This window comes from Thalassotalea litorea (genome assembly GCF_005843925.1).
GTDB lineage: Bacteria > Pseudomonadota > Gammaproteobacteria > Enterobacterales > Alteromonadaceae > Thalassotalea_A > Thalassotalea_A litorea_A.
On sequence record NZ_VCBC01000003.1, the window covers coordinates 194,676 to 206,863 of the forward strand.

The 12,188-nt window shown below is 41.6% G+C and carries 11 protein-coding genes; 5 read left to right on the plus strand and 6 right to left on the minus strand.

What is annotated here, in order from left to right; genetic code table 11:
* Positions 1–24: 24 nt before the first annotated feature.
* Complete coding sequence (locus FE810_RS02780; RefSeq protein WP_138318507.1) at positions 25–525, minus strand: DUF4234 domain-containing protein; 501 nt, start codon at positions 523–525, stop codon at positions 25–27.
* A gap of 184 nt (positions 526–709) precedes the next feature.
* Here FE810_RS02780 and FE810_RS02785 point away from each other — a divergent pair, with 184 nt between their 5' ends.
* Positions 710–1,261, plus strand: coding sequence for an outer membrane beta-barrel protein (locus tag FE810_RS02785; protein ID WP_138318508.1), 552 nt, complete (start codon positions 710–712; stop codon positions 1,259–1,261).
* Between the two features lie 80 nt (positions 1,262–1,341).
* Here FE810_RS02785 and FE810_RS02790 read toward each other — a convergent pair whose 3' ends face one another.
* The 4 genes from FE810_RS02790 to FE810_RS02805 all read right to left on the minus strand — a co-directional run bounded on the left by FE810_RS02790 (position 1,342) and on the right by FE810_RS02805 (position 5,468).
* Positions 1,342–1,758 carry a hypothetical protein gene (locus tag FE810_RS02790; protein WP_138318509.1) on the minus strand — a complete coding sequence of 139 codons (417 nt, stop codon included), beginning with the start codon at positions 1,756–1,758 and terminating at the stop codon, positions 1,342–1,344.
* A gap of 242 nt (positions 1,759–2,000) precedes the next feature.
* A complete protein-coding gene (locus tag FE810_RS02795) occupies positions 2,001–2,624 on the minus strand; it encodes an outer membrane beta-barrel protein (RefSeq protein ID WP_171022230.1) in 624 nt (207 codons plus the stop codon).
* Positions 2,625–2,839: 215 nt separating this feature from the next.
* The gene (locus FE810_RS02800; RefSeq protein WP_138318511.1) at positions 2,840–3,451 is read right to left on the minus strand and encodes a redoxin domain-containing protein; all 612 of its coding nucleotides are present in this window, start codon (positions 3,449–3,451) and stop codon (positions 2,840–2,842) included.
* On the minus strand, positions 3,444–5,468 hold the full coding sequence (locus tag FE810_RS02805; protein WP_138318512.1) for a protein-disulfide reductase DsbD family protein: 2,025 nt from the start codon (positions 5,466–5,468) through the stop codon (positions 3,444–3,446). Before FE810_RS02805 ends, FE810_RS02800 begins: the two co-directional genes overlap by 8 nt.
* Before the next feature lie 462 nt (positions 5,469–5,930).
* On the opposite strand from FE810_RS02805, the gene FE810_RS02810 reads away from it, so the two are divergent.
* The 3 genes from FE810_RS02810 (at position 5,931) to FE810_RS02820 (ending at position 8,562) form a co-directional block, all read left to right on the plus strand.
* Positions 5,931–6,323: an MAPEG family protein gene (locus FE810_RS02810; RefSeq protein ID WP_138318513.1), complete on the plus strand. Its 393-nt coding sequence runs from the start codon at positions 5,931–5,933 to the stop codon at positions 6,321–6,323.
* Between the two features lie 894 nt (positions 6,324–7,217).
* Positions 7,218–7,892 carry a hypothetical protein gene (locus FE810_RS02815; protein ID WP_138318514.1) on the plus strand — a complete coding sequence of 225 codons (675 nt, stop codon included), beginning with the start codon at positions 7,218–7,220 and terminating at the stop codon, positions 7,890–7,892.
* Positions 7,893–7,896: 4 nt separating this feature from the next.
* Positions 7,897–8,562: a hypothetical protein gene (locus FE810_RS02820; protein ID WP_138318515.1), complete on the plus strand. Its 666-nt coding sequence runs from the start codon at positions 7,897–7,899 to the stop codon at positions 8,560–8,562.
* Positions 8,563–8,642: 80 nt separating this feature from the next.
* On the opposite strand, the gene FE810_RS02825 is transcribed toward FE810_RS02820, so the two are convergent.
* Positions 8,643–10,661, minus strand: a complete 2,019-nt coding sequence (locus FE810_RS02825; RefSeq protein WP_138318516.1) for a pectate lyase family protein — start codon at positions 10,659–10,661, stop codon at positions 8,643–8,645.
* A gap of 793 nt (positions 10,662–11,454) precedes the next feature.
* Between FE810_RS02825 and FE810_RS02830 the strand changes: the two genes are divergently transcribed.
* A complete protein-coding gene (locus FE810_RS02830; protein ID WP_138318517.1) occupies positions 11,455–11,739 on the plus strand; it encodes a hypothetical protein in 285 nt (94 codons plus the stop codon).
* The last annotated feature ends 449 nt before the right edge of the window (positions 11,740–12,188 follow it).

Sequence of the window (12,188 nt, forward strand, 5' to 3'; positions counted from 1 at the left end):
TAGCAGGTGTTTTTTAGCTTAAGATTAAGACTGAGTGTCTATAGCTTCATTTATTTTATATTGAATATAAATTGAGCTGAAGAAGAAGGTCATAACGCCTCCTAAATGAACTTCATGATCAGAGCTTTGATTGATCACATCACGAACCGCACCCCGAAGAGAGAAAATCGCAACTAACCAGGCAGGAATGTAAACCAAATAGGTTAGTATTGTTACTATTGACATGGTTTCTTCATTGGCAATTAAAAATGGCCCGAACCACATTACGAGTGTAGAGCCGATAACGGCGTATACTGCAGGCAGAACGGCTTTGCGTTGTTTACTATAAGCATTAGCCTTAACAGAACGGTTGTATAACCAGAAAAATGTGTAAATACCAAAGGTAAAAATGGCCAACAACGCTACCCACCAAGCTGAAAAGCGAGGGAATTCTAAAATGGGTTTGTCTGTAGAATTGTTGGTGAGTTCGGCTTGTGGCGCCTGAAAAACATTGTCTTCATTTACTTGTGTGACTTCAGTTGTCATAACGACTCCTTTTTATAATGAAAAAATATTCTAACAACCTTGTCGCGTAAAACAAGAGGGAAATAATTACCCATTTTCGAGCGGGGGAAAGTTACAGCACTGTTGGTTTATTTTCTTTACTTACATGGAAGAAAAGCGTTTAATATTGTTCCCTTTAGTTTATGTTTTATAAGGACTTTTCAGGATGAATCAATTCAAAGCAGGGATCTATGCCCTAGGCATCTCTACGCTTTTATTCGCACAGTCGGCAAGTGCAGAACAGCTAACAAACCCAAAACATTTTTCGCTCGGTATCGGTAGTTATGCGTTGGTTGTCAGCGCAGATGACTCAGATTTCGATGATGATGACTTTTCTGGATTTCAGCTAAATGCCAGTTATGCAATCAATGATAACTTTGCAGGAAAACTTACCTATTATTCATTGGAACATGATGACTGGTCAGATCTAGAAAATAGTGGTTTTGATTTGGTCGGTTATTTTGGTACCGGCTTGTTAAACGACGGATTTAAAGCCTATATCGGCGGCGGTGCCTACCGGGAAACGTGGGACATCAGCGGTTTTGACTTTGATGAAAGCTTTTCAGGTTTTCAGTTAAATGGCGGTATTGGTTATCATTGGCCTGCCGTGACTTTAGATCTGACGTTAGGGTTGCGTTCCACCGGCGATTATGAAGATTTCGCAGGGATCGATGCAACGGCGGTAAATTCTTCTTTATCGATTGGCTTTCGATTTTAGCCGAGATTGTCGACGGTACAAAAAAAAGGGCGCATTAGCGCCCTTTTCTGTCGTTGAAATCGAAGTAGCAATGGCTATCGTTAGAAGCTGTAGCGAACACCAATCGCACTACTTAAGCCAAACTTGATATCATCATCGTCGTCGCGATTATCATTGTCGTGCATTTCTAACTGCGGTGCTAATTGACCATATACATGCCAGCCTTTGGCAAAATGCAATTTAATACCAAAAGGTATACGCAAGCCATAATCGTTCTCACCCGCATAGGCGCCACCCGCAAGATACCAACTTAATGGAGCATTTTTCTTAAAGTTTCCTTGCTGAAATTTATAATCAAGACTCACGCCATCGTCACCGGCAAATAACTGGACGTTATCAATTTGCGCAGATATCCCCAAGCCTTTATCGATACCCAAACCAAGTTGTACATTTGCATGAGCGGCAATCGGTAACAGGAAAGCGAGTGCCGAAATAAGACGTATACAGAATTTATTCATAGAAAAAACCACAGATTGTTATTGTAAAAATGCTTATTTAACCCAGCCTACGGCAACAATACCATGAGTCAGGGAATAAGAACGGGCGGGGGCGATTACCATACTCGATAGTGAGCACGGTTTGAGCATAGTAAATAAGTCATTTCAGGTAGGCAAGCAAATACCCGCGAACAAAGAGCGTTTGCTTAAAATATGGTCATTAGCAATAAAAAGCTGTGTTCTAGATGGCAACTAACAAAGGGCTAGAAGCGGTAAGAAACACCCAGATTGACTCCGTAAATATTTTCAATTTCGGTTTGGTACAATTCATGCTCAATAAAAATACTCAAACGCTCCTTTGTACCTTGAATACCTATGGCATAGTGTCCATCGGTACCGCTATCGGAATAGGATTCCGATTGATTCACATCAGCAATGGCGGGATCGTAGTAATTGATTGTGAGCTTTTGATCTATGGTTGAATGCCAATTGAAAAAACTCGCTTTTCCATAAAGAGCGAAATGGCTAGTTAATGGCAAAGAGGCTTTTACGCCCAGGCGAAAACCGTAATTATCCTGAATTGAGCTGCGATATAGATTGACATTTTTGTCGGTTGTCCCAGGGAATTCCTGTTTAATCACTTCTTCGAGCTTACTCAAGTCAGCAAAACCGGCCTCGATGGCAAAGTATTTATTAATTGGGTAACCTGCGAACAGTTGATAGTAAAATCCAGATTTGTCGATACTACGAGATTCGAGATCATTGTTGGGGTAATCGTAACTGCTCGAACCAACGCCAGTACCGATGTAAAAAGGAATAGGGGATTTGGGAATTTCAGCCCGACAGAACAGGGGCAACAAAGACGCGGCAATTGTAGCAACTGCCAACCATATCCTTATGATTTTACTATTAATCATTAATGCAATACCGACTTTTTATTGTTTTATCCTTTAAATTTAGCACGTCAATGTGAGAAGACAAATTTAAGGCGGTATTGTTTGTTGCTAGGGCGTTATAGGATGCAATTTGCGGCGATGGCAATGCGTTGGGCAAAAGGCGATAGTCACTGAACTATCGCCTTATATTTGTAATTGTTAAACGCTTAACTTTTGTATTTTACCGAGCATCCGTAAGGTGCGGTAAGTTTGTTTTCGATTTCTTCGCCGGCCATTAATGACGTTAAACTTACGTCCAAATAGTTGGTGGCTTTGTCGATATCGGCTGGATTTGCCGACTTGATACTATCAATCGCACCAGCGTATTTTAGATCCCCTTCGGGGTTAATAATGTACATATGAGGAGTGGTTTTCGCGCGATATAGCTTGCCTACTTCACCTTCGGAGTCGAACAGAATATGGGTTGGTGACGCTTTGCGCTCTGCATTTAGTGCCATGGCCTTTTCGGCGTCAACGTGACCTTGTTTGCCTTCAGCAGAAGAAATCACCTGCAGCCAGATCACATCTTTTTGAGTATATTTGCTTTGCAGTTGCGGCATATTGCCGCTGTCATAGTGTTTTTGCACATACGGACACAAATGGTTGGTCCATTCAAGTACCACATACTTACCTTGATAGTCGCTTAACTTAACCGTATTCCCTGCTTCATTGACCAGCTCAAAATCAGGGGCTGGTTGATCCACTTTAACATTGGCATGAACAGATAAGGATAACGCAAGTGACAGGATTACTGTCAAAATCGCACTGTGTTTAACCATGATCGATTTCCTTTTTTGCTTGATTAATGGCCTCAATTACCATGTCGGCCGTGAGTATTTGCGGCAATACTTTCTCGTAAGTGTCTCCTGCATATATGACATATAACGGGACACCTGAACGTTGGTATTGCTGTAAAAAATTAAGTATTTCGCCATTTTTATTGGTCCAGTCGCCAACCAGATAGTTGACAGATTCCGATTGCAGAGCGGCCTGCACCTCTTGATCCGCAAAGGCAACTTGTTCGTTCACTTTACAAGTGATGCACCAGTCGGCGGTCATATTTACCAATACCACCTGATCTTCGCGCCTTAGCGATTGTAGCGATTCAGTTGTATAAACTTGCTTATAACTCGCTTGATTTGCATCATTGATGGATGCCGATGGTGTTACTGAGGTACTCAGATATACACAAATTACTAAAAACGAAACGGCACTTAATTGCAATAACCCTTGCATTATGCCTTTGCTAATGGAAGCAAGCCAAAGCAGCAGAGCAAAGAGTAACAAGGCAATCATCAGAGCAAACTGGGCGCTGGAATTACTTTGCCCTAAAAATACCCAGACTAACCAGACCACGGTAGCCAGCATTGGAAAGGTGAGAAAGATTTTAAACTGATTCATCCACTCGCCCGGTTTCGGTAACCACTGACGAAAGAATTTAGACAGCATTAACAATGTCATTGGCAGAGCAAAACCTAACGCCAGCGCATTAAAAATGACGATCGCGGTAAAATTATCACTGAGTAGGGCAATGCCAAGAGCTGCAGCCATAAATGGCGCAGTGCAAGGTGATGCGACAACTGCTGCCAGTACGCCGGTGAAAAACTGGCTGGTAAAATTATCTCCTTTGATCAGCGATTGGCCAATTCCTGAAAATTTGGCACCGGTAGGGCCGATATCCAAGAGCGATAAGGTGATATAGACAAACAAAAAGCTCAAGGCGACGATAACGCCGGGTTCTTGCATGTGAAATCCCCAGCCTACCGCACTTCCTGATTCTTTCATGGCGATAATCATGGCGGCAAAGACGTTAAAGCTGAATAGTACACCGGCCAGGTAACCAAGCTTTTTCGTCAGTGACATATGGGTGTCCGATAAAGATAGGGCTTTGAAGGACAATACTGGTAATACACAGGGCATGATATTGAGGATCAAGCCTCCGACAAACGCCATAGCAACCAACAACCACAGGTTGAAATCGTCCGAGTTAACCGGGCCGATAGCATTGGCATTTGCGGTAAGGTAATAGGCGGTATTACCGTCGCTTATCAAGAAGCGCAAGGAATCGTTGTTTGCGATAAAATAATCCGACACAGGGATGACGCTGGTAACCTGTTTATTATCGCTCACTTGTTGTTGTGGTTGATTGTGCTGCACGACATCAGATCGCAACGGAAACAAGGTCCAGTTCGATGAAACAGGTGGTTCAAACTCTACTGTTATATGTTGCTCAGTAACTTCAAATTTGCCATTGAGTAATTGTGCGTCAGGCAGGGTTTTACGTTGTTCTTCAAACAGGCGTTTTGAGTCGGATGGCTGACTTTGTGTCGACACCGGCAAGGTAAATTTAAGGTCTGCCCAACCAGGAATACAGTCTTCTTTACAGACTAACCAGGATAAGGACGCTTCTATGGTAATGTTTTCCTGATTGAGGTTTTCAGGAACCTGTACCGGCACCATCAACAGATTGGCGCCTTCATAGCCGTAATTGACCAGGTGGGCGACAGGAATGGCTTTGGGTATCGGCCATTGAATATCACCAAAGCCCAAATTGGCATCACTGGACCAATTGATGCTGGGTGCTTCCCCTGAATCGCCAGGGTTTTGCCAGTAGGTGTGCCACTCAGGTTCAGGCGCTAATAAAATACCAATCCATTGTTCACTACCCGGATGCCAAATTTGATTTTCACTATGAAGGGAAACTTCGATGTGGGGGCCGGTTGCTGTAGTATTTTCAAATGCATTGCTTACCCCTATGAATGACAATATAAAAACTAGCAACGCGGCCAATCTCATTGACTGGGTCCGGTACCAACAGTTTGTTTGCTTCTTTTCTGTTTTTAAAAAATGCTGCATCTTTCTAACTTATTGTAATCAATAACATTCGATAACCTAGGTAAAGTCTGTTTGCTCAATTCTAGCAATACGAACTTTGTTAATATTTTGTTCATTTGTTTTAAGGGTTACGAGAGAGATAGTCAAGAAAATGGGCTTTTCCTTGTTTGATTTGCGACTAGTTGGGCGATATTTGGGATTAATGCCTAATGGACCTTGCTCATTTTTGAGGAAACTCCCAATTCCTGCTACAGAAAACGCCCTGATTAGAGCGTCTAGGAAATTCCCATCCAATAAAAGAAATAGGTAATCCTCGGTGACTGACGATACAATGTTCACCAAGATTTATTTATGTTACCTAGTGAACACATAAACAATCAGTTTGAACTAAATTGCCCTGAAATTCGCAATAAGGAAATTAATATGACCATCGAACTCTGGTGTCTTTTTATCGCCGGTTTACTTCATGCTTTATCAAAAGCGCCTCTTGTAAAAGCTCAGGCACAATGTGCAGGCGGTTACGATAACAAAAACCCTAGAGAGCAACAGGCCGCCTTATCCGGTTGGGGCAAGCGAGCACTCGCTGGCCATCAAAATCAGATAGAGAGTTTCCCGTTATTTGCTGCAGGCGTCCTTGTCGCCAGTGTTAGCGACGTAACATCGAGTCTGGTCAGTATATTGGCTATCGCCTATGTGATTGCCAGAGTGCTATTTTTGGTTTTATACATAAAAAATATCGCCACAATTCGCTCTATTGCCTGGGCAATTGGCTACCTGTCATCACTGGCATTGCTTTGCAGCCCAGCCTGGGGCTAGATATTCTGAGGATATTCAGTTTAAAGCGGATGTACTCGATTCACCATTAAAGGCCTGTCAATCAATATGCGTTGGCGGGCTTATTTAATTTAGCTGTTTTTATCCGAATCAATGATATTGGTTATACAATTAAAACAGCATTGTAGTGGCCAATATCATTATGCCTCTCAGTTTATTTTGCAAAGCAAACGTAGTTGAAGCTAATAGGAGAAACTGAAAAATATTTAGTTTATCGACTGCGATACATTATGCGCTTCCCAAAATACCAGCCCTTACGGATAACAACCGATCCATGTAATGCACACTGTTTCCCATGAAGCGGAACACAGCACTGTTGCTCGCATTAAATTAAATATTTACTTTATACTGAATCGACCAATGGATTGCCCACACTTTCCTAGGCAGATTTAGCTTATTCTTTTTGCATAGAATAAACGATGGCTTTTTCATTGTCGCTGATACAGACCGAACCGCTTTCGAACCTAAACTTCTTTGGTTTGTCGTAGGGGGATGCGGTTGACCAAAATTGCTGTGAGTGAATGGCGACTCATTCCCAAACAATCTTCTGGCTAGGCAAATTAAAAATAAACAAAAGTGCGCAACACAGTTTGTCTGTACTGCAATTTATCATTAGCTAACTGTCATGATTTTTTACTACTGATATCTTCATTTTTTTCTAACTATCTAAATTAAATGACGTTTTTTAATTGGCTTGAATGTTGCAAAAACACACCCGAACGCAGTAGTAAAGTTCTCGTAGTTTGAGTATTCATACTGTTCATAAACTACGACTATGTTTAAATTCAAAATCCGTACACGCATGTGAAAATTGATTTCTGGTTGTTGGAAAAGGGAGACTCGGCATACGGTTATAGCCAATTAAAGGTAACCTCCATGAAATTAATAACTACGTTTACTTGCGTTTTTCTACTATTCACTTCAAGTCTCAGTGCCAATGCAGCCCAGATAAACGGTTTTGTTGATTATTATGATGAAAACAACTGGGAGGTTGAAACCTATATAGATGACTACCTTGATGTTTATGAAGATTATTCAGGATTCTCAAACCCTCCTAGTGTAGGTATAAATTCAGAACAAATCGGGTTGACTGGCGGAAGTTCTGTAGTTGGCTCATTAGTAGGTGGCGGGGATTCATTTGCTAGAATTGAAATTATTATACCCATGAATGGGACGATTTCATTCGACTGGAATTACTATGTATCTGGGGACGAACTTGAAATAAGATTGGAGCCATTTGGCTATCTGTTAAACGGTACATTCTTTCATTTGGCTGCCGACCCTGATATCAATTATGACTATCAACAATATTACGATTATTTAGAAGGCCAAGAAGGTTCAGTAACTATTACTGTAGAAGCGGGTGATAAATTTGGGTTTACTGTTTTTTCAGACCTTACATTCCTTTCTCGTCCGGATGTCAACATATTTAACTTCTCCGCTCCCGCTCCGGAATCAGTACCAGAATCTAATACATTAATACTCGCTCTAGTATCTGTTTCGCTTTTGCTTACGCGGAAACCAGGGCAATCGAAATACATGAAGGTATAAGCGAATGGCTAAGCAATTGTGGGTTTTTCGCCTTATGCGACTTATAACAGTGAGCCTATGCCTGATTTGTTCTACCGTTGCTCGAGCAGAGCTGATAGCTATTATCGATTTTAGCGAATCTGGCGATAAGCAAGAAAGGCCTCTAGGGCCTGAAGTTCTTTTTACAGATCTAATGGGAATTTCTGATTTTAATGTGACCATTAGCTCTAAACGTAACTACGATTTGTGGATTAAATCTGGTGTGGGATTGGGGAATTGCCTTCAACAGTATTGTACCGGTTCCGCTGATACAAGTCTGAAGCGAGGATTGGTGATTTCATTTTCCTATCGAGGGATGCCTTTGGAATTCGAAAGATTAACTTTATTTTTCGATAATCCTATCAATGATATTGGTAATGCATCTTTGGACTTGTATACAGTCGAGGGCACGTGGGGCGCTTGGCGGTTGAGATCGATATGGAGCACCAATCCTTATGTTCATTGGAATTACAATATTCACCCGTTTCAATTTACGTTTGTGGATGATGAATACTCCGATATTTATTTAAGAGCTATTTACGCCGAAAGCATTAAGTTTCCTACGTCAATTTTAGAAACGCCTTCGTTTGTGCTCTTCTTTTTACCTGCCATCGCGATATTCCTTCGCAACATTAAGAGGTGTAGTAGCTAAGAGGCCTTTTGAATTTATAACGGATTTATTGAGCTTCACTTATAGAAAGAGCCGAATAATTCGGCTCTTCTTGAGTTGCTTTATTCAAAGCATTCTTCTGCATTTCCCATTATTTCAATAGCTCGTTGTTCTAAAAACAATTCAATTGCTGAAGGTCCGCCACTAAGGATGGTGTGAATGTCATTGGGGTCATTGGGATCCAGACTATTTTCTTGTTCAAATGTGTTTAACATACCATCGTTATCGCTGTCTTCGATACCGATATCGCGAGATGTTGACCCCAAAAACAGGTCGGGATCTTTATTACCGTTGTACTTGCCGGTTCTATCCATAACATCGTTTATCGCTTTGGTATCTAGGGCATCTCTTGGGAACGCCCCCGCGCACTTCAACACTCTTTGATAGGCTGTCGCTGAGCTATCGGTCGTGATTGGCTCATAACCTGGTAACTTGCTGAAATCGATAGGCTGTTCGTTATCAAACATATCGGCAGTGACTACACCTTTTAAATAAAAATTGTAATTCGTCAATTCCTGAAAAGGGTTGCTAAACGTACCTGTGTAAGGTTTATTCGGGTCTTCAACATAATTATCAAAGGAATAATAACTTAACTGCGGGTTTGAATTTTCAGGGTCTAACCAAATTGGCAATAAGGTTTCACTTGGACCGTCAATGTAATAGTTACCAATGATGTTGAATTCACCATCTGCAGGGTTGTGGTGTACGGTTGCTTCCTTACTATTGTAAACAACGTTATTACGGATATCTGCTGGCCCGTAAGCAATGGCTGGCGCTCGTCTTCGATTGTGTGCGAATAAGTTATGGTGTACGGCAATTAGACCGCCGTCAGGACCATTAAGTAAGCCATTTCCTTTTTTGTGGGTTTCCGTCTCTCGAGGGAAACTGATAACCGACCACTGTACCGTGATGTTTTTAGCACCGGTATAGAAATCAATATTTTCATCACTAGCGTGCGATACGCTCACGTGATCAAGGATAATATGATTATTCGATGAAAATTGAATAGCATCATGATCTTGTTGAGACTTTCTCCCTAATGGCGGGCGTACTCTAATATGTTGGACAATAATGTTCCCAAAACTATTATCAGGGTCACGAATATAGCGCGTGTAAAGGTGACCATGGAGCGTAACACCTTCGGTGCCTGGTGCCGTTTGGCCTGCAATCGTTAAATCACCATGGTTAATGGTTATGTCGCCATCGATAACGCCGGAAACATCGAACACGACAATACGCGCACCTGGTTGGTCAATCGCATCTTGCAAACTTCCCGGGCCGCTAGCATTTAAATTGGTAACTTTAATTACCTGTCCGCCAGCACCGCCAGTCGTATTTCCTACAAATCCTTGAAACGGCAGGCTGGCAACTTCTGTTGCTTCATCGCCAGTTGTAGAGCGAAAATCAGCGCTGACATCGCCAATGAATAATGTGGCTGCAACGGTAGAGTTAAAGTCAGCGGAGTTCTGTACTCGCACTTTTACTTTATCACCATTATTTACCGTGCCCTTTGTTGATACAAATGCGCCGCCATTAACCTTATATTCACCGCCAACAATCCTGATTGGTGTCGCTGTATTGATACCCGTAACCGTGATGCTATTTGAAGTTGTCTGTGAAGATGGGGTTTGTTCAGTGGCGTCGATAAAGCGAAAAGGTTCAGGTACGGAATCTTGCGACTCGTTTTCAGTTGTTACCTCAAAACTCGCTTGTACGCCTCCAATATTAATCGTTGTCGATGTTTTTTCACCGTAGTTGCTTGAGCTTAATATACGTAAGGCTAATGTATCGCCACTCTCAATGAATCCTTTGTCCTTGGTAAATGCTGTTTGATTAATCGAATACTCGCCATTACCAACATTCACCTCGGCTTTAGATGTTATGCCAGATATCGTAATGCTATCGGATGAAATTAGGGTATTTCGAGGCTGGTCGTTTCGCGCCGCGAATGAAAAGGAGTCCGGTTTTTGAACGATAGAGCTACTGTCTTCATCTGTGCTAACTTCATCATCTTTTGAGCAAGCACAGAGAAATGAAACTAAAAACAATATTATTATTGTTTGCTTAAATTTAATACGCATAAACCACCTTTAAAAGGAATTATAAAAATTATTTTATCGATTTAAAAACAGAAAAAGGCTGGGTTCTCGTCATACTGCAGTACAAAATTAATAGATCCATTCAGCTCTGCTTGATGCGCTAGATGAGTCTAGGTACGTTTAGCGGGATTGTCAGAGCAGATAAAAACCAACGGATATACTAGCAACGGGTGAGCCTTTTTCGAAAAAAGTATCTCTTAGTTCGGCTAGCCAATCTGTAACAATTTGCAAAGCTTTGTACAGTTGTGATCGATAGATTGCCCATTTTTCAGTGAATTCAGGCGTCTATATGTTTTGATGGTAGCGAATTGGTTGTAGCTTTCTTTTTTATTTTGATATTTAGAGAATGGTGGGCCTTCCAGACTTGAACTGGGGATCTGGTTCGGGTTATTGAGAGCGAGACCAGGTGAACACCCCAATGCACTATCATCTTGATGAAATTGATGGTTTTTTCGTTGTTGCTGATGCTTGCCTGACCGGTTCCGACCCTATACCGAACTATGACGTCCCCCTGCTTTGAACCTTTATAGTAACTCCAAGATTTCTATGGGAAAAATCTCCCGAACCCCGAGCATTCACCGAACCGAGCCCGTGGGGTGGGTGGGGGAGCAGGAACGGGGAAGTTTTTAGATGATGCAGCCAGTTTCTCAACAGACTCTTCCTTAGAGGTAATTTCAATTAGTAGCCTTTCTACTTTTCACTAAGTTAACTTGTTATCATGCTACACATCTAAAGAATAAACGGAATTAGAAGTCAACAATAAAGGGACATAACTATGACTATCAATCAATTTTTCGCAAACTGCCTATCTGCTTTACTAGCCTTATTAGGAGCCGTTGGCCTTACCGCAATTATTTGGGCTTTAATTCAAAGACCAGAACAACTCATCAAAAACCTTACTGTAGTTTTCGGCCTGTGTGCGTTATGGGGAGTGATTTGCTTGTTTTTAGCTATCTACGAAACATTAAAGCAAATAAGAAATAAGCTAGAGCAACAAAATGAACTCTTAGCTTCTTCGGCTCCAAAAGCGACAAAAGAACGTATAGAGCCAACCCTATAAATTTAAACAAAATGACATTATTTCATTACAGCTATCTTAATTACTCGCTTAAACATAAAGCTAATAGATAAATATCATCTAGCTATTAATAACCTACTTCTTTATATAAATATTAATAAATAAAAAACTAATTAATAAAAGGGAAGCAGGGGGTAGGGAGGGGAGCAAAAATGAAAAATAGAATTAGAGTAGCTAGTAAAAGCTGAATTCCAGACTTGGTATTTCTAAAAAACTAATTTCCCCTAGTCCCTCCCACCCCCACCACTTGAGCGGGGGTTCGTCGGTCGGGAAAATTGTTTGCCTAAGCTCCATCCCCACACCCCTCCAGCAGCCCCTTTTCACCAGTTCGCCAGAGTGGCCCAAGTCGGAGCCGTCCGGGAGTCGAAGTAGGGGAGCCAGGAGAAAGGCAAGATTTGCCGCAGGTGGATCAGTTTGGAAGCCGCTTGAGG